The organism is Pseudomonas petroselini, assembly GCF_045037875.1.
Taxonomy (GTDB): domain Bacteria; phylum Pseudomonadota; class Gammaproteobacteria; order Pseudomonadales; family Pseudomonadaceae; genus Aquipseudomonas; species Aquipseudomonas petroselini.
Genome location: NZ_CP173614.1, coordinates 830,031 through 847,911 on the forward strand (window position 1 = coordinate 830,031; position 17,881 = coordinate 847,911).

Here is a 17,881-nt window from a genome sequence, read left to right on the forward strand (position 1 = left end):
GAAGAATGAATATTGCTGAGTTGAACATCAATGTCGGGGGACGCCCCAGCGTGGGTTTCAGTGGTGATGACTCAAGCGTGCGCGCCCTTGAGGCTCGGCTGGGCCGTAGGCTTCCAGAAACCTACCTTCAATTCATTCGAAGTGCCAACGGTGGGCATCCTGAAGCCGGAAGTTTCTTTTTGAACGCATCACCAGATGCTAGCGTCAGCGTTGATTGGTTTTATTCACTAGGAGACGCAGGTATCGACAGCCTGGATAAGGCTCTTGATGACTGGGCTCAAGTGTTGGGGCCATTCATGTTGCCCATTGGGCGCGACGGAGGTGGCAGCCAGTTTTATATTTCGCTGGATTCGCCATCCGGTTCTGTTTGGTATTATTCACATGAAGGCTCAGAACGCACCCAACTTGCCGATAGCTTCGATAAGTTTCTGCAGCAGTTGCAAGTTCACCCGGATTTTATTTGAGAGCCGTTATGAATCGATATGAGGGGAAGCCTTTTCTCCGGCTACTGGAATGCTACGTGCTTTCGGCTATTGATGAGCTGACAGACGAGCAGTGTGCGGCGTTAAGTGCGCTGGAGCCCAAGTTGCACGAGCTGTACGGGGTGCAAGGCAGTTGGAGTGATGTCGTCGCGTCTCAGATGGATTTTCCGGAATCCCTGGTGGAGAAAATAAAAGAAGTGTGGCGCGTGAATTCGGAAAAATTTGCGCGAGCTGGTGTAAAAATAAACGCAGAAGATTTTGCTAGAGACTTTGTGGATACCAATTTTCCTTGATGATGATAAAAGGGACAGATTTGAATGGCACTTACTTAGCAGCTAACTAGCTAGTGTGACTGAAAAAAAGAAAAAACAGAAAACGGAAAGATAGGGGTCAGACCACGGTTTTGCGCTTTTTAGAGTTCAGCAGAATTGCTCTTTTAAAATATGATTTATTTTTTGTAATTATTCGATTTTTTTGGCCTAGTGATGGGCGGCTAAGCTGTAAGCTCTTATTCATTTAGGGGTTTATATGGCTCGCCGTCCTAGGGTTACACTGCCGGATATCCCGCTGCACATTATTCAGCGGGGAAACAACCGGTCTGCGTGTTTTTATTCAGACGAAGACTATATTTTTTACGTTGATAAATTAGACCTGCTTGCTGAATTGTATGGCTGTAAAATTCACGCAGTGTGCTTGATGACAAATCACGTTCACTTGTTGTTAACTCCCACCTGCTTCGCAGGGGCTGGTCTACTTATGAAAGGGCTGGGGCAGCGCTACGTTCAACACATCAATCGAACCTATCAACGAACGGGCACGTTGTGGGAGGGACGTTTCCGCTCCTGTCTGGTTCAAAAAGACAACTATGTTTTAGCTTGCTATCGATATATCGAAATGAATCCGGTTAGAGCGGGCATGGTTGCTCATCCGGGCGACTATCGCTGGACCAGTTACAGGGCAAATGCACAGGGTGAGGCATCAAGCTTTTTAAGCCCACATGCGGTCTATAGAGAGTTAGGTAGCAGCACCATGCAACGAGCCAAATCCTACCGGTCTTTATTCAAGGATCGGCTTTCACCTGAGTTGATAGAGCAAATTCGATTTTCTACAAACGGTAATTACGTTTTGGGCGATCAGAAGTTTGCGGCCGAGATTGAGCAGGCATTAGGTAAACGAGTTTCGCAGGGTGTGTCAGGGCGCCCAAAAAGTGTGAGCTAAAAGAATAGAAGAATAGTGGTCTGACCCCTATTTCCCACGGTAACAATTTCGTGAAGTTTGATGGCGTTGAGGATGTCGATGGTATTACCCTAATTGACCGAAAAACAGCACTGACATCGTTTGATAAGCAGATTCAAAGTGTTCAGCGAGTATCGAATGCGTTGAAACAAAACCCTGGTATCAAAGCCGTTTTTGAATTTCCAAGTCAAAAAGCGGCTGATAGAGCAACTAATATTTTGATTGAGCAAAATATCAGAAACATTACTGTGAGGGTTGCACCCTGATGACTACGCATAAGCTTGAATTTCGTCACAGGCCAAAATTTTCAGAGCCTATTGAAAAGCGGCACCAAAATTTTCTGGAAAAGTTGTCCGGCTTAGGCAAACCCTGGGACTTGGACGGTGCTGTAGAAGTTCCCGATATTGAAGGCGAGCTTGTTGTTGCTGTTTCTTTAGATAAGTTTCTTCCAAAGGGAATAAAAGGCCGAATTGCATATGCTCTTAGAAGTGAGAAATATCTAGAAGATGATGCTCAATTTGATGACTCTCTATTCGTTGAGTTTTCGAATGCTAAAGTTGATTATTCCGACTTGTTGAAAAGGATTTTCCCTGCGTACGTACATGCTTTTGGTGCCTATAGAGCTGCGCTGCATGATTGGTCGGTTACTAGACGCGACTGGCCGGAAGTAGTAGCTGCATGCGATGCTACAAAAAAAGATGTTAACGGGAGAGATGGTGTTTTTCGTATAAATGCGGTTAATTATTTTGATGAGGCATTGTGCATTCGCGCATTTGGGAAAAGTCCTCAACAGATTATTAGCTGTCTCAAGGGGCACGTTGAGGAGGCGTCGGAACTGGCCGGAGGTGTGCTGATTGTTGTTAGCTATACACCGCTGTCCACCAGTGAGATAACTACTGCTGGAGAGCGATTAAAAAAACTTTTGGTTGGGTGATGCGAGGGGCTAGGTGCAAAAGGGGCTGTAATTCCAAAAGGTTTTTCAAGCGCAGATGACTTTTCACGTTTTAGCACAGATACACGAGATGGTTTGGCACGCGCTGGCTATGGGAATGTAGAGCCAATTCTTCAAGGAAGTGCCGTAACAGGTAAGAGTTTTAAAACCGGGCAAGAATTTGACGTTGGCAGGGTAAGTGACTTTGATATTGCGCTGGCAAGCCCAGACCTTTTGCAGCGAGCTCAATCTTTAGGAATAGGTTTGAGGAGCGGTGGAAGTCGTACAGGTCCATTGAGTGCGAGAGACTTGCAAACTCTTGGCCTAAAGGATTTGTCGAGGAGAAAAATAGGGGTCAGACCACGGTTTTGCGCTTTTTAGAGTTCAGCAAAATTGCTCTTTTAAAATATGATTTATTTTTTGTAATTATTCGATTTTGTTGGCCTGGTGATGGGCGGCTAAGCTGTTAGCTCTTATTCATTTGGGGGTTTATATGGCTCGCCGTCCTAGAGTTATACTGCCGGATATCCCGTTGCACATTATTCAGCGGGGAAACAACCGGTCTGCGTGTTTTTATTCAGACGAAGACTATATTTTTTACGTTGATAAATTAGACATGCTTGCTGAATTGTATGGCTGTGAAATTCACGCAATGTGCTTGATGACAAATCACGTTCACTTGTTGTTGACTCCCACCTGCTTCGCAGGTGCTGGTCTACTTATGAAAGGGCTGGGGCAGCGCTACGTTCAATACATCAATCGAACCTATCAACGAACGGGCACGTTGTGGGAAGGACGTTTCCGCTCCTGTCTGGTTCAAAAAGACAACTATGTTTTAGCTTGCTATCGATATATCGAAATGAATCCGGTTAGAGCGGGCATGGTTGCTCATCCGGGCGACTATCGCTGGACCAGCTACAGGGCAAATGCACAGGGCGAGCCATCAAGCTTTTTAAGCCCACATGCGGTCTATAGAGAGTTAGGTAGCAGCACCGTGCAACGAGCCGAATCCTACCGGTCTTTATTCAAGGATCGGCTTTCACCTGAGTTGATAGAGCAAATTCGATTTTCTACAAACGGTAATTACGTTTTGGGCGATCAGAAGTTTGCGGCCGAGATTGAGCAGGCATTAGGTAAACGAGTCTCGCAGGGGGTGTCAGGACGCCCAAGAAGTGTGAGCTAAAAGAATAGAAGAATAGTGGTCTGACCCCTATTTCCAGCTCTATTTCCAGCTTGGTACAGCTAAGACACCCGGTGGTAAGCAAATCAACTATCATGCTGCGGATCGTATGGTAAATCCGCCTAAAGGCAGAGAACCGATGACCATTCTGGAAGTGGAGGATTTTATTGATGCCGCAGATAAAATTAGAAAAATAAAAATAGATGATCGTGGTACCTCAGTTACGCTCATGAGCTCTAAATATCCTAAAGCTCAAATTGCTGTGGATGGGGATCGTATTATTACGGTTGTTAATCCGGTAAAGAAAAAATGACGATAAATAATTTGATTGAGCATCTTGATAGATTTGTGAGCGGTTCTAATATTTCGGTTCAATGGGCAAAAGACGCGGAAACCCTTCTGGATGAAATTGAAGAAAATGAAGGCTTTGGTAAATTTGAAAATCTGTTTGATGAGCTGCAGGAAAAGCTTTCGCTTTATCGGCCTGGTAGCGGAGAGCATCTTATAGATGAGTTTGAAATGAAACTGTTCTGTATAAGGGTTGTTTCAGCACTTTTAGAAGGGAGGTAGGCAATAGGGTTAGTCCGATATTGTCCTCCTGTGAAATAGGGGAATATAGGAGGCAGACCACGATTAGTGCCCTAATGTATATTGGTGGTCTGACCCCTATTTTTCCAAGGTGTAACAGTCAAAGTCGGTGTTCCCGCCCCCAGTAAAACAGGTGTAGCAGAATTTAAGGTGGAACCATGGACCAAGAAGTAATTCAGTGCGAGCGCTCGGGCGTAAACCCGAAATGGCCCTCCTTCAAAAGTGTGCTGGGGCGCATAGCCAAGGGGCCACACGTCTCAGATGAATACGAGTTGAATGGCATCCGTGAATATGTTGAGCGCGGCGATGCATTTGCGAAGCCATCAATGCCTGTACCGAATAGTGACAACGTTACGCGTAGTAGCTCCGAATGGATGGCCGTCACACGAGCCCACAAGGTATTGGCAACCGCACCAGATAACCCGCAATGGCTTCTGGAATTGGCCCATTGGCTGCGCTATTACCAAGTAGGAATTTGGCAGTTGTTCTTCTGGGCGGGTCAGTTCGACATTATTGCCAAAGCGGCAGGCAATGATCGACGCCGCCAAAACTACAGCATCCAAACCGCCACCAATATGATGGCCGCCATGGCGATCCTAGGATGGAAGGATGCCGTCATCCATCAGGGCTATCTCACCCATGCGGCTCTCAACCGTGGGCATCAATTAGTGATTGAGTACGAAGAGCAACACCGCCGCGCCCAAGCCTTTATGCTGCGTGTGTTTGCCGATTGGGTGGGCGATGTCTCGCATCAATGGCCTGCTTATGCTTACGACGAACCCATCTACGAAGCCTTGTTTGCCAAGTGGCGCACTCCCAGCCCCGACGACCTGATGCCCTGTCTGTTGGCCGCGTGTGACCGCCACACTTGGCAAACCGGCAAAGAGAGCCTGAAGAATTCCTACGACTTCAATCAGGACTGGCACTTGGAGCGCGTGCCGGTGGAAATTCTCTATATCCTGCGCCTGCGCCAGTGGGAAGGCTTAGCCAATCCGCAGAAGATTGATCATCCGCTGCTGGCCGCGCCCTTTGACCAATTGCCGCCCGAGCAACCAGTGCCTGAGTTGGACGAGTTGATGCAAGGTGTGCTCAAGCGCGCAAGGGAAGATTGGCCACAGTACGATGAAGTGCTGTCTTTGCCAGCATTGAAGGGTTGAACAGGTGCAAAAGGGAAATAGAAAGGAAATAGGGGTCAGACCACGATTAGTGCACCAATGTATATTGGTGGTCTGACCCCTATTTCCCTTGACCCCTATTTCCCTGGGTAAAAATGAGTAGAGAATATATATGAAGTATCAGCCCGGAGAATATGAAGCTGTTCATCAAGCGCCTGTTTGGCGTGATCGTGCCAATTTCATATTTGTCGCTCACCTTGGGACCAAGGATGGAAATAACGAGTGGGAGCAATTATGGGGTCAAAAAACAGCCGCCCACAGATTCATCCTTTGCTGTATTCCATTTTTTGCTCAAGACATCGCTTTAGGCGACGAAGTGGAAACGGATGTTGACTTTGTAGTCCAGCGAGTTATTCAGCATGCTGGGCAAACCACTTTTAGAGTGTGGTTTAGTGCCCACGATAAGACTACACGCGAAGCATTGATGCTAGAGATTGAGACAATGGACCCATTAATGGAATGGTCTTCAGAAAACCTACTTGCACTTAGCCTTTCTGATGGAGTCGAAGCGCAGCGTATGGCTAATTATTTACAGGCGCGTGAGGAGCAAGGCTTGCTTAAATACGAAACTGGGCGGCGTTGAAATTAAAAAATAGTAAAAATAGAAAAATAGGGGTCAGACCACGGTTTTGCGCGTTTTAGAGTTCAGCGGAATTGCTCTTTTAAAATATGATTTATTTTTTGTAATTATTCGATTTTGTTGGCCTGGTGATGGGCGGCTAAGCTGTAAGCTCTTATTCATTTGGGGGTTTATATGGCTCGCCGTCCTAGAGTTATACTGCCGGATGTCCCGTTGCACATTATTCAGCGGGGAAACAACCGGTCTGCGTGTTTTTATTCAGACGAAGACTATATTTTTTACGTTGATAAGTTAGACCTGCTTGCTGAATTGTATGGCTGTAAAATTCACGCAATGTGCTTGATGACAAATCACGTTCACTTGTTGTTGACTCCCACCTGCTTCGCAGGGGCTGGTCTACTTATGAAAGGGCTGGGGCAGCGTTACGTTCAATACATCAATCGAAACTATCAACGAACGGGCACGTTGTGGGAAGGACGTTTCCGCTCCTGTCTGGTTCAAAAAGACAACTATGTTTTAGCTTGCCATCGATATATCGAAATGAATCCGGTTAGAGCGGGCATGGTTGCTCATCCGGGCGACTATCGCTGGACCAGCTACAGGGCAAATGCACAGGGCGAGCCATCAAACTTTTTAAGCCCACATGCGGTCTATAGAGAGTTAGGTAGCAGCACCGTGCAACGAGCCGAATCCTACCGGTCTTTATTCAAGGATCGGCTTTCACCTGAGTTGATAGAGCAAATTCGATTTTCTACAAACGGTAATTACGTTTTGGGCGATCAAAAGTTTGCGGCCGAGATTGAGCAGGCATTAGGTAAACGAGTTTCGCAGGGGGTGTCAGGACGCCCAAGAAGTGTGAGCTAAAAGAATAGAAGAATAGTGGTCTGACCCCTATTTCCTTAGGGATTGGGTGAGGGGGCAGCGAATACGGCTCGTGGGGTCTGGGCGCTTGGCACGGGCCTTGTTACCGACTTCCCCGGTGTCAGCTCGCGAATGGCCAATGGGTTAGTCGCTTTAGTATCTGGGCGTGGACCAGAGGCTGATATCCACGACGAAGCGCAGGGTTTCCTGTATCTGCTCCAAGGCGATGAAGTCGCCAGGGCCAGGTTGGCGGCAAAGAGTTCTGCTGAGTTTGCGTTGGCGATGATTCCTGCGGGCAGAGCAGGTGCGGTAGGCAACCTAGGAGGGCTAGCCAAGGGGGCTGAGGGCGCAGCAGAACTGGGAGCAGCTACAAAGGCTTCAGCTAAGTCCGGTGAGCTGAGTGTGGGCAAAAATTGGGCTGGCACAGTTGATAGAGAAGCCGGGCTGGCCGGGAGCCCTCTTACGGTTGTTCCAGGAAGATTTGATAATGAAATTGACTGGGCACTTAAATCAAATGTGATGGGAGAGGTATTAGAGGGGCAAGTTGGAAGGGCATTGAGCGAAAAAGGGATGCTTTTGGATTATCAAAGCAAATTCAGGTCTGGTTTTGTTGATGGGAAGCCTGTTGGCATTGGCGAGATTGATGCTGAAACACCTCGCTTTATCATTGAAATTGCCAGCAGTCCGAAGCCTGGAAAAATCGAACAGTTACAGAAGTTACAAAATAACACTATGCTCAACCCTGATCGTAAGGAGGTCATACTTTTTGCTCCGAACGTGGTTAAGCCGCAGCAGATCAAAGCTTACGAAAAGATAGGGGTTAAAGTAATTAATAGTGTCGACGAACTGTTCGAGTATGGTGCCAAAAAAGGAGGGTTGTAATCGTGAGCGATTCAGCTTCAATTATATCGGATGTGGCAATTGATGAAGATGCGTTTGCTGATTTTATCCACTCTATAGGCGGAGTCGTTAGTATCGGAAAACGTAATCGTGGAATATTGAATTGGGATGACGCCACTTTGTATATTTCATTACTCAACTCCGAAAAATTCATGAATTTTTATGATTCGCAAGATATGCTCGATTGGGAAAATTTGTTGGGTGCCCCTCCTAAGACAATTATCGAAATGCAGTTGGGTCATTCGAAAGGCTCGATGGAGATGTATTTATGGTTGGCGTACGAGTTTGGCAAGAAATGGAATTGTGTTGTAGATGACGTTAATGCGGTGACGATTAACTACTCCGAAGTCTGTGACAGGTACACAAGGTCGAGTATGAAATAGGAGAAAATAGGGGTCAGACCACGATTACTGCTGAAACGTATATTGGTGGTCTGTGACCCTCGCCATCAGGTACCCGTACCTTCGCGCGAGGCTTATCAACTGATCCATGAGCTGCGAATTCGACCTCCAATTTCTTCTTTGGTCCTATTTCGTCATTACACAGAATGAAGGTCCCCGAGTGGTCGACGCCTCTGGCGCCAAAACGGTGAAGGCATGAACGTTAAAACAGCATTAGAAGCGCTGGGGTTACCCGACGCGGTGGTGGCATGCGCCGATGGAAGCATCGACACGCCCATTTGCACACTGCAAGCTCCTGCCGAGTGGTATGTGTTTCCACCTGCATTGATCCCGATATGGAGTGACGGGTCTTGGCCTACTTATATCGGGTACTGGAAGCACTGGTTTGTTGATCGTGAACCCACCTTCATAAAAATGTACGTTGGCAGCGACCTAATGACCGTAGAGATCGCCCGCACGCCTGCGCAACTGATGGGCGTGCTCGCGATGATGTCGATGAGTCTTGAGGAGGGGGTAACGCCCGAACTTGAGCGGTTCGCCAGGGCTGTGGGCCTTGATTGCCTGGACGCATTGGATGCGCAGTCGTTGAAAAGTGGTGATGACCCCAAAGGCCTCGCCAACGTCGAAACGTTCAAGACGTTGACGCCACTGGAGAGTATTTCTGACGGCGCAACCCCTTACACCGGAAGCTTTCCGAATCCGTCAGACCCAACCACTGATTGGTGGAAAAGTAGCTGCTATTTTGAGGTTGTCGATAAGCACATGCCGGTGCCGAAAGGCGTGGAACTGCCCGCTTGGTTTGATCCTGAGCGCGAGAAAAAGCCGTTGTTCGAGGATTTTATGCAGGCGGGACGCCTTGACTGCGCATGGCTGACCTTGAACTCCACTGGCTGGTCAATTGCCGATGCGCGGCAGGCACTGGTTGCGTTGCAGGAGCGCGCCGACGATAAGGCGTTTGACGCGGTTGTCGCCTACTGGTTGTCCATTGCGGATTTGGATGCTGGGGGTTATTAAAAAGGAAATCGGGTTCAGATCGCGGTTAAATTAATGGTGGTCTGACCCCTATTTCTCTCTGCGCAGGGCAATTAGGGTTATGCGTGGTATCGATGGAGTACATGTTGAATATTCGCGAACTTATAAAACACATCACCTCTGCTGAGCAGTACGAAGGGGATTATGGAAGCTGCATAAGTGACCGGGATTTAATACTGAGTGGCGTCGAATTTTCGCACCGCGACAGTGTGCCGGATGACTATCTTGAGTTTCTTGAGCAGTTCGGCTTCGGTGACTTGGACAGCGCGCTTTACATCGAGGACGGCCCAGTGAAGTACGCCGCCATCGCCAAATGCGAGGTCGATGCCTACCGTCATATGTATGTGTTTGCCAGCAGTGGGAGCGGTGTGCTTTATGCATTCGACGCAGAGAACGATTGGTCAATCGTAGAAATTGATCCTGAACTGGATGGGGCAACAGTTTTGTTCGAGGACTTTTCGAGCTTCATGTTGAGCCAGTTAGAGGCGGTCAAGGGTTACGTGGATTGGCGCGCCGCACAGTAATAGGCGCAACGCGCGCACTTGCATTATTAAGGATGATCAATGAAACCTGTAAAACTATCCCTGCAAGCTTTCCTGATGTCCTGCCTGGTGGCCGGTTGGGGGCTTGTCTACGTGGGCCGTATCAAGTGGGCCATTTCGGTTGCTGCGCTGTTGTACGGCGGTGTGGTGCTGCTCGGCGTGTTCGGTCTGAGCGCCTCGCCCATCGGGCTGTACGTGTTGTTCGGCTGGATTATCGCGGTCAAGCTCAGCTCGGCGATCGTATCGGCAGTGTTGGCCCGTCGTTACACGGGCCCGGCGGGCGTGCCGCGCAAACGGTTCCACGCGCTATACGTCGGCGTGTTGATCGTGATCACGTTCATTCTGTTGGAGGTCCTGCGGGGGCCGCTGATGGGGTTCAAGAACTACTACATTCCGACCGGTTCGATGGCGCCGACGGTGTCCGTGGGCGACTACATTGTGGCCGACCTCAAGGCCGGTGCGCCGAAGGTCGGCGATATCGTGGTGTACCGTTGGAACGGCACTGAGGCGATCAAGCGCGTGGCGGGTGTCGGGGGCGATACGTTGGCCATCGTCAACGGCGAACTGATCCGCAACGGTGAAAACCTCGGCCTGTTTCATGCGCCGGCAGACCGTGTGAATGGGCCGGCGTCGATGGAGTTGGCTCCGCTCAAGGTCGAGCCAGGGCACGTCTACCTGCTGGGTGACAACCGCAATAACAGCAATGACAGCCGCTTTATGGGACAGGTGGCCGTTGAAGAGGTGGTCGGTAAGGTCACAGGCATCTGGTTTTCCGAAGAGCGGGCACGCATCGGTATGACGTTCCCGTGAATGCTCAAACGCGCTTGGCGCGCTTTTTCAGCATTGGGTGTCGGGTTGCCCAGTGGCTGTGCCTGTTGGTGATGTTCGCCAGCGCCACGGTATCCATGCTGGCCTGGGCCTACCTCTATCCTGGTTCGACTCCGTTGGGCGTGGCAGTCGCAGGCTTCCTGTGGTGCGGCATTGGGCTGTTGTTCGCGTTCGTGTTTGAGCGATCGCGCACAACCGCAGCAACGCTTCGATTCATGCTGACTCGGATGGCCGCGATGCTGGTGCTCGCGGCCACGGCGGCCTACTTGCTCGGCCTGCTGTGGGTTGAGCCTGGGCGCAATTCCCTAGACGCTCTGTTGGAAAGGGCGTCCTGTGAAAAGTACGGCAGCACGATTGAAAAAGGCTGGGAGCGCAATTGCACCCACCCGGAATAGACGCAATCACGTTGAAGTTGGAGTAACCCTGTATGGACGCCAATAGCCCCCCTAAGCGCCCCACAATCCTGGCCAGCATCGGCCGTCGCCTGGCCGCACGCATCATTGACTGCGCCATCGCGGTGCTGATCTTTTTCATCGTCAAATATAGTGCAGAGGCGTTGTCTGCCTATGTCCCTGCGGCGACGCCCAAGGCCGGTTTCCTCTGCGCGTTTTTTGCGGGCTTTGCCTACTTCCTGCTGGCCGATGCGCTCCCCTACGGCCAGAGCCTGGGCAAGCGCCTGCTGAGCATTGCCACGGTTGACCGCAAGACCCTCAAGGGTTGCAGCGTTTCCCAGTCGTTTACGCGTAACTCCGGTGCGCTGGTGGTCATCGATTGGGTGTGGATCTTTATGGAATCCAGGACGCGCTTGGGCGACATGTTCGCCAAGACCATCGTGATCCAGACCGGTAATCTGACGAGCGTTCGCAGCCTGGCGGATATTTACGACAAAGGCAGGGGATAAGCACGTTATGAACGATTCAGTATCGGCGGCAGAAACCTGGGACCTTGCCAGCCCGTTCAGGCGGCTGCTCGGCTATGTCATCGATATGGCCGTGGTGTTTTTCCTGCTGTTTTTGATCCGCAACCTGGACTACGCGTATCTGTCTTTGCGCTCGGTGGTGGGCCCGCTGTTTTTTGATGGCATCCGCTATGTGCTGATGTTTTTAGCCTTCGGGTACTTTCTGTTTTGCGATGCCTTGCCCAAAGGCCAGAGCCTGGGTAAGCGGGTGTGCCGGACGGCGGTGGTGGGTTACCCCTAACCAACGAACTGCACGCTGTTTCAATCGTTTTTGCGTAATGTTCCGAAGCTGTTGTTCAGTATGCTGAACGGCCTTTTTGTGCTGTTCGGGTTGCGCCGTCGATTGGGCGATATGTTGGCCAAGACGATTGTGATCAACACGTGAGCAGGGCGGTCTGGCTGTAACTAATGTGGGCGGCGTTGAACCGCCGCTCCCACATTTTTGATTGACGTGCGTCAGATGGATAACCGTCGACGTACAGGCCTTTACAGTAACTTGCGCTGCACCGCCTCATCCAGCGTACTGCGCGTCAACGCCTCGACCACTTCCCGTGTGTCGGTCTGGAAAGGCAGGCCTACGATCAGCACCAGATGCACCCATGTGCGCACCGACTCACTCTTTTTGACCCGGCCCAACTCCTTGCCGTCCTTGTCTTTGAACACCGTTTCGAGGGTAAAAATGTTCTTCGCAGTGGTGGGGATGATGCAGAACGTGAAGCCGGTAATGAACGCTGACACCGGGCTGTATTCTTCATCGTTGTGCAGGGTGGCATCCACATAGAGGTCCGAGTCAACCTTGTCGGTGCTTACTCGCGAAAAGCGGTTGGACTGTTGGAAGGTGTCGGCCACAGCCTTTTCCCACAGCACCACCGGGGCACCCACTGCCGCGTTGCCTGGGCCACCGTTGACGTGGTTTTGCGCCGTGGTGCGCACGTACGCCGTCGGTTTTTGAGCCGGTGCGTTAGCGGTCGGCGGCCAGGTTTGCACTGCCGGCAGCTCGTGCTGCGAGTAAGAAACGCAACCGGTCAGCAGGACCGCCGCGAGGACCAGGCAGTGTTTAATCAATCCTTTCATGTATTGCTCCTTAAATTTACGGTTTCGCCAGTTTGGCGGTAGCGGTGTCGAGCAATTGCGCGACCAGTTTGGTCAGCTGCTGGCCGCCCATCGAGGGCGCCCAATACTGGCCGCTGTAAAGCCCGACGTTGTGTTCGAACTTGATCGACTCTTTCGCCGAAGCCAGTTCCTGGCCGTTGCGGTCGACGATGACCAGGTCGCCCGCTACGTCAAAGCTGTCCACGTAGATCGGGCCGTTGACCCAGATCCAGATCGTCAGCGTCAGCAGCGCGCCCGGCACATACGCAGGGTGTGGCGCGCGATGGCCTTTGAGGGAGGTCATGTTGAATTTGAGCGTGACGTCGTGCTCACCGAGGCGTACCGGATACTCGGTGACCTGGTTGAAATAACCCGCCGTGCGCACGTATTGGTTGATCTGGGCCGTCAGCGAGCGGCTGATGGCCGTCTTGTTGGCCTCGTTGACGTCGGCGGCATTCACCGTCACATCGGCGACTTGCGCACTGCGCGAGCTACTGCTGGAGGCCGGATGGAGCGGGGCGCCGATGGGGCCAGTGACGGTGTACGACACACAGCCGGTCATGGATAACGCGGCGACGAGCGCCGCCGCCCGGAAGAGGATTTTCAACACGCAATATCCCTATAAATGAACGAACCAAGCCACTGTCTCGTCCTTCACGGGCATAACTTGAGAATGCATTTTTTATTTGATTGGTGCAGGCTAATAGCCATCATTGTTTTTGTTTTGCTGGCAATGCCTTAGGGCATTTCGCCGCGGACTTGGGCGTAAGCGCCAGTAAAACGGCGCAGTTCGGGCGTCAAAACAACTTGAGAACGCCTTTCAACTCCGTAAAATGCCGCGATTGTTTAAAGCACGATACTTTTCAGGGACGAACTCAGACATGCGTGTGTTTGCCGTACTTATCGCGGCCTGCCTACTGGCGGGCTGTGCCTCCAAGCCGGATTACTACATCTCGCCGGCGCCGGTCACAATTGCGAAGACTGCTACTTACTGGCTCGACAACTTCGATGTTGAGGTGGAGGGGCAGAACGATCGCTTCATGTCGGACGATAAAGTCCGCGAACAATTGGGCATTGACCTGATTAACCGCCTGCTTAAAGCCAAGCGATACGCCACCAGCAAGGCTTCCGCCGATTACCTGCTCGATGTGAAAGTCGTCTACAAACGGCTCATCCAGGATACGCACGGCGCGCTCGTCAGCACGATCATCGAAGACAACAAGTACTTGGTCTCGGTTGATTTCAGCTATGAGGTCAAGGTCAAGAAAGGCGATACCGAAGTCCTGCATTTTGCGCAAACGCGCGAACGCCTCATGCCGAGTATGGGGCCGGGACAATGGCAACACTGGAAGACCGTTGGCGGTATTTTGACCCGTAGCGGCAACTCAAATGTCGAGGGGTTTTATACCGGTAATTTGAGCAGCTTCATCGCCACCGATCTCCGTAACATTCCATCCCGTTAGTTTCATCCGCTTTAATCGATTTATCACCCAGGAGTACCCTGTGAACACACTGTCCAAAATCCTGCTGTCCGGCCTCACCGCCGCAGCGCTGCTGACCGTGGCCGGTTGCGCCACGGAGAGCAACCGCGCCATGCCGGTGGAACAAGTCGCCAGTGCCCACGTCGCCTATTCCGGCGTGCGCGTGCCAATCGCCGTGGGCAAGTTCGATAACCGCTCCAGCTACATGCGCGGCATCTTCTCCGACGGCGTTGACCGCCTCGGTGGCCAGGCCAAGACCATCTTGATCACCCACTTGCAGCAGACCAACCGCTTCAGCGTGCTGGACCGCGACAACATGGGCGAAATCTCCCAGGAAGCCGCGATCAAAGGCACCGTGCAGAAGCTCAAAGGCGCTGACTATGTGGTGACCGGCGATGTGACCGAGTTCGGCCGCAAAGAGACCGGTGACCGCCAGCTGTTCGGCATCCTTGGCCGTGGCAAGACCCAGGTGGCCTACGCCAAAATCGCGCTGAATATCGTCAACATCAGCACCTCCGAAGTGGTGTATTCCACCCAGGGCGCCGGTGAGTACGCGCTGTCCAACCGTGAAGTGGTCGGTTTCGGCGGCACCGCCAGCTATGACTCCACCCTCAATGGCAAGGTCCTCGACCTGGCCATGCGTGAAGCCATCAACCGCCTCGTCGACGGCATCAACGCCGGCGCCTGGAACCCGCGCAACTGATCAGCAACACCTCAAGGAGCAGTACACGGATGAGCAAGGCAGTTAAGTTGGCGCTGATGCTGACAGCAGTCGCAACGGTCGCCGGGTGCCAGACGGCGCCCCAACCCCTGTATCAATGGGAAAGCTACCAGCCGCAGGTTTACGAGTACTTCAAGGGCGAGCCCAAGGAAGCGCAGGTCGAGGCGCTGGAGCGGGATCTGCAGAAGATCAACGCCAGCGGCCGCAAGGCCCCGCCGGGCTACCACGCGCACCTGGGCATGCTCTACCTGAGCATGGGCAAGGATGACCAGATGGTGCAGGAGTTCCGCACCGAGAAGGCACTGTTCCCTGAGTCCGCCGCCTACATGGATTTTCTGCTGAAAAACGCCAAGACCGGAGTCGCCACTAAATGAGCCTGTTGAAACTCACTGGCGCCTTGCTGGCCCTGGCCCTGCTCGGCGGTTGCGCAGCCCCCAAGACCATTGACTACACGGCATACAAACAGGCGCGACCGAAGTCGATCCTGGTACTGCCGCCGATCAATGAGTCGCCGGAAGTGCAGGCCTCCTACAGCATGGTCTCGCAAGTGACCTACCCGCTGGCGGAAGCCGGCTACTACGTGTTGCCGATTGCCCTGGTGGACGAAACCTTCCGCCAGAACGGCCTGACCACTGCCAACGATATCCAGGCGGTGCCACCGGCCAAGCTGCATGACATCTTTGGCGCGGATTCGGCGTTGTACATCACCGTTACCAATTACGGCACCAAGTACATGCTGATCTCCAGCGACACCTCCGTGACGGCCTCGGCCAAACTGGTCGACCTGCGCACCGGCACCACCCTGTGGACCGGCTCGGCGCATGCGTCCAGCGAGGAAGGCAACAACAACGGCGGTGGCCTCGTCGGCATGCTGATCACCGCGGCGGTCAAGCAAGTGATCAACAGCTCCACCGATGCGGCGCACCCGATCGCCGGTATCACCAGTGCGCGCCTGCTGTCGCCGGGGCAGCGTGCGGGGATCCTGTACGGCCCGCGTAATCCTAAGTACGGCACGGACTGATATCCGGATTCTGAGAGCACCACAGTTGGACTGTGGTGTTATTTGAATCAGGGTTAACCCGAACATCCCGCACCGTGCGTCTGACCTTGTGAACGGATCATTCATTCACGAGGTTCAGCCCATGTCCCACCCTCTGTTTTTCCTGCGTCCTGCCGCCCAAGGCTTTGCCGTCACCATGGTGGTGGCGTTGGCCGGTTGTGGGCTGTCCTCATCCCCTGAGTTGGCCAAACCGGCTGAGCCCGTCGCCGAATTGCAAAGCGCGCCGGTCCAGGGCGCCTTGGTCAAACGCATGGCAATGCCCGCCCCAATGCGCATGCAGGAATCAGCGGCGATGGACTACCGCAGCGAACCCCGCGAGCAATACGCCAACCTGCCGGACAACCCGGTGCATCGCGTGGCCGAAACGCCGGTTTCAACCTTCAGTGTTGATGTCGACACGGGCAGCTACGCGAACGTCAGACGCTTCCTCAACCAAGGTAGCCTGCCGCCCGAAGGCGCTGTGCGACTCGAGGAAATGGTCAACTATTTCCCCTACCACTACGCGTTGCCCACCGACGGCTCGCCCTTTGGCGTGACCACCGAAGTGGCCGCCACACCGTGGAACCCGCGCACCCAACTGCTGCGCATCGGCATCAAGGCGTCCGACCGCCCCGTGGCGGAGTTGGCGCCGGCCAACCTGGTGTTCCTGGTGGACGTGTCCGGCTCCATGGACCGTCGCGAAGGCTTGCCGCTGGTGAAAAGCACGCTGAAATTGCTGGTGGATCAGTTGCGTGAGCAGGACCGTGTTTCGCTGGTGGTCTATGCCGGTGAGTCCCGGGTAGTGCTCAAACCGACTTCCGGTCGAGACAAGGTGAAGATCCGCAACGCCATTGACCAACTCACCGCAGGCGGCTCCACGGCGGGCGCCTCCGGCATCGAACTGGCCTACCAGATGGCCCGCGAAGGCTTTATCGACAACGGCATCAACCGCATCCTGCTGGCGACCGACGGTGACTTCAACGTGGGCATCAGTGATTTCGACAGCCTCAAACAGATGGCGGTAGAGCAGCGCAAAAGCGGCGTGTCCCTCACCACCCTGGGTTTCGGTGTGGATAACTACAACGAACACCTGATGGAACAACTGGCCGACGCCGGCGACGGCAATTACGCCTACATCGACAACCTGCGCGAAGCGCGCAAAGTGCTGGTGGACCAACTCAGCTCGACCCTGGCGGTGGTGGCGCGCGATGTGAAGTTGCAGGTGGAATTCAACCCGGCGCAGGTCAGTGAATATCGCCTGCTGGGCTATGAAAACCGCGCCTTGAAACGTGAGGATTTCAATAACGACAAAGTCGACGCCGGTGAAATTGGCGCAGGGCATACGGTCACTGCGTTGTATGAAATTGTGCCCAAAGGCGAGAAGGGCTGGCTGGAGCCTTTGCGCTACGCTGCCGCGCCTGCGGCTGAGGATAAATCGGGTGAGCTGGCGATGCTGCGCGTGCGCTACAAGTCGGCGGCGGGGGGTGACAGTCAGTTGATCGAGCGCCCCATCCGCAATAAATCCACCCAAACGAGCGACGACCTGCGCTTCGCGGCGGCAGTGGCAGCCTTTGCACAACAGCTCAAGGGCGATGGCCGCTACACTGGCAGTATGAGCCTGCAGGACACTGCCGCACTGGCCCGCTCGGCCCGAGGCAATGACCCGTTCGGCCTGCGTAATGAGTTCGTGCAACTGGTGGAATTGGCCCAAAGCCTCAAACACTGATCTTGAATGCAACACTGGTCGAAATGTGGGAGGGGGCTTGCCCCCGATGGCAGTGGGACAGTCAACACATCTGTTACTGATACACCGCTATCGGGGGCAAGCCCCCTCCCACATTTACAAAAGGAGTT

General features: G+C 53.0%; 26 protein-coding genes. 24 read left to right on the forward strand and 2 right to left on the reverse strand.

Annotated elements, in window-relative coordinates; all coding sequences use genetic code 11:
• Positions 1–5 precede the first annotated feature (5 nt).
• The 19 genes from ACI512_RS03885 to ACI512_RS03975 all read left to right on the forward strand — a co-directional run bounded on the left by ACI512_RS03885 (position 6) and on the right by ACI512_RS03975 (position 11,935).
• Entirely contained in the window at positions 6–464 is a 459-nt protein-coding gene (locus ACI512_RS03885) for an SMI1/KNR4 family protein (RefSeq protein WP_064054208.1), read from the forward strand.
• 56 nt (positions 465–520) lie between these two features.
• Positions 521–775, forward strand: a complete 255-nt coding sequence (locus ACI512_RS03890) for a hypothetical protein (RefSeq protein ID WP_231808977.1) — start codon at positions 521–523, stop codon at positions 773–775.
• 235 nt (positions 776–1,010) lie between these two features.
• Positions 1,011–1,700: a transposase gene (locus ACI512_RS03895; protein WP_405121619.1), complete on the forward strand. Its 690-nt coding sequence runs from the start codon at positions 1,011–1,013 to the stop codon at positions 1,698–1,700.
• Positions 1,701–1,750: 50 nt separating this feature from the next.
• Positions 1,751–1,984 carry a hypothetical protein gene (locus ACI512_RS03900; RefSeq protein WP_405121620.1) on the forward strand — a complete coding sequence of 78 codons (234 nt, stop codon included), beginning with the start codon at positions 1,751–1,753 and terminating at the stop codon, positions 1,982–1,984.
• Complete coding sequence (locus ACI512_RS03905; protein ID WP_405121621.1) at positions 1,984–2,652, forward strand: hypothetical protein; 669 nt, start codon at positions 1,984–1,986, stop codon at positions 2,650–2,652. Before ACI512_RS03900 ends, ACI512_RS03905 begins: the two co-directional genes overlap by 1 nt.
• Positions 2,653–3,142: 490 nt before the next feature.
• Positions 3,143–3,832, forward strand: a complete 690-nt coding sequence (locus ACI512_RS03910) for a transposase (protein WP_231810325.1) — start codon at positions 3,143–3,145, stop codon at positions 3,830–3,832.
• A 136-nt stretch (positions 3,833–3,968) separates the two neighbouring features.
• Positions 3,969–4,142, forward strand: a complete 174-nt coding sequence (locus ACI512_RS03915; protein WP_405121622.1) for a hypothetical protein — start codon at positions 3,969–3,971, stop codon at positions 4,140–4,142.
• Entirely contained in the window at positions 4,139–4,399 is a 261-nt protein-coding gene (locus tag ACI512_RS03920; RefSeq protein ID WP_405121623.1) for a hypothetical protein, read from the forward strand. The genes ACI512_RS03915 and ACI512_RS03920 overlap by 4 nt, the downstream gene beginning before the upstream one ends.
• A gap of 500 nt (positions 4,400–4,899) precedes the next feature.
• Entirely contained in the window at positions 4,900–5,574 is a 675-nt protein-coding gene (locus ACI512_RS03925; RefSeq protein ID WP_329617147.1) for a hypothetical protein, read from the forward strand.
• A 130-nt stretch (positions 5,575–5,704) separates the two neighbouring features.
• Positions 5,705–6,175, forward strand: a complete 471-nt coding sequence (locus ACI512_RS03930) for a DUF4265 domain-containing protein (RefSeq protein ID WP_231807929.1) — start codon at positions 5,705–5,707, stop codon at positions 6,173–6,175.
• 210 nt (positions 6,176–6,385) lie between these two features.
• Positions 6,386–7,036, forward strand: coding sequence for a transposase (locus ACI512_RS03935; RefSeq protein WP_405121625.1), 651 nt, complete (start codon positions 6,386–6,388; stop codon positions 7,034–7,036).
• Positions 7,037–7,165: 129 nt separating this feature from the next.
• Entirely contained in the window at positions 7,166–7,915 is a 750-nt protein-coding gene (locus tag ACI512_RS03940) for a hypothetical protein (protein WP_236381646.1), read from the forward strand.
• A gap of 2 nt (positions 7,916–7,917) precedes the next feature.
• Positions 7,918–8,316, forward strand: a complete 399-nt coding sequence (locus ACI512_RS03945; protein WP_236381645.1) for a hypothetical protein — start codon at positions 7,918–7,920, stop codon at positions 8,314–8,316.
• 213 nt (positions 8,317–8,529) lie between these two features.
• Positions 8,530–9,348 (forward strand): hypothetical protein, encoded by an 819-nt coding sequence (locus tag ACI512_RS03950; RefSeq protein ID WP_236381644.1) that lies wholly within the window; start codon positions 8,530–8,532, stop codon positions 9,346–9,348.
• Between the two features lie 101 nt (positions 9,349–9,449).
• Entirely contained in the window at positions 9,450–9,890 is a 441-nt protein-coding gene (locus ACI512_RS03955; protein ID WP_224265920.1) for an SMI1/KNR4 family protein, read from the forward strand.
• A 39-nt stretch (positions 9,891–9,929) separates the two neighbouring features.
• Entirely contained in the window at positions 9,930–10,718 is a 789-nt protein-coding gene (gene lepB / locus ACI512_RS03960; protein WP_064054205.1) for a signal peptidase I, read from the forward strand.
• Positions 10,715–11,131, forward strand: a complete 417-nt coding sequence (locus ACI512_RS03965) for a hypothetical protein (protein WP_236381642.1) — start codon at positions 10,715–10,717, stop codon at positions 11,129–11,131. The genes lepB and ACI512_RS03965 overlap by 4 nt, the downstream gene beginning before the upstream one ends.
• 32 nt (positions 11,132–11,163) lie before the next feature.
• Positions 11,164–11,637, forward strand: a complete 474-nt coding sequence (locus ACI512_RS03970) for an RDD family protein (protein ID WP_236381641.1) — start codon at positions 11,164–11,166, stop codon at positions 11,635–11,637.
• 7 nt (positions 11,638–11,644) lie between these two features.
• Positions 11,645–11,935: an RDD family protein gene (locus tag ACI512_RS03975; RefSeq protein ID WP_236381638.1), complete on the forward strand. Its 291-nt coding sequence runs from the start codon at positions 11,645–11,647 to the stop codon at positions 11,933–11,935.
• A gap of 245 nt (positions 11,936–12,180) precedes the next feature.
• On the opposite strand, the gene ACI512_RS03980 is transcribed toward ACI512_RS03975, so the two are convergent.
• Together ACI512_RS03980 and ACI512_RS03985 are read right to left on the reverse strand one after the other, a co-directional pair.
• On the reverse strand, positions 12,181–12,768 hold the full coding sequence (locus tag ACI512_RS03980; protein ID WP_236381636.1) for a hypothetical protein: 588 nt from the start codon (positions 12,766–12,768) through the stop codon (positions 12,181–12,183).
• Between the two features lie 16 nt (positions 12,769–12,784).
• Positions 12,785–13,396, reverse strand: a complete 612-nt coding sequence (locus ACI512_RS03985) for a hypothetical protein (RefSeq protein ID WP_231809088.1) — start codon at positions 13,394–13,396, stop codon at positions 12,785–12,787.
• Between the two features lie 271 nt (positions 13,397–13,667).
• On the opposite strand from ACI512_RS03985, the gene ACI512_RS03990 reads away from it, so the two are divergent.
• From ACI512_RS03990 to ACI512_RS04010, 5 genes are all read left to right on the forward strand, one after another.
• On the forward strand, positions 13,668–14,249 hold the full coding sequence (locus ACI512_RS03990) for a hypothetical protein (protein WP_236381628.1): 582 nt from the start codon (positions 13,668–13,670) through the stop codon (positions 14,247–14,249).
• A gap of 40 nt (positions 14,250–14,289) precedes the next feature.
• Positions 14,290–14,970, forward strand: coding sequence for a CsgG/HfaB family protein (locus ACI512_RS03995; RefSeq protein ID WP_236381626.1), 681 nt, complete (start codon positions 14,290–14,292; stop codon positions 14,968–14,970).
• 29 nt (positions 14,971–14,999) lie between these two features.
• A complete protein-coding gene (locus ACI512_RS04000; protein ID WP_012721603.1) occupies positions 15,000–15,362 on the forward strand; it encodes a DUF4810 domain-containing protein in 363 nt (120 codons plus the stop codon).
• The gene (locus ACI512_RS04005; RefSeq protein ID WP_012721604.1) at positions 15,359–16,009 is read left to right on the forward strand and encodes a DUF799 domain-containing protein; all 651 of its coding nucleotides are present in this window, start codon (positions 15,359–15,361) and stop codon (positions 16,007–16,009) included. Before ACI512_RS04000 ends, ACI512_RS04005 begins: the two co-directional genes overlap by 4 nt.
• Positions 16,010–16,130: 121 nt before the next feature.
• Entirely contained in the window at positions 16,131–17,753 is a 1,623-nt protein-coding gene (locus tag ACI512_RS04010; RefSeq protein ID WP_236381624.1) for a VWA domain-containing protein, read from the forward strand.
• Positions 17,754–17,881: the final 128 nt, after the last annotated feature.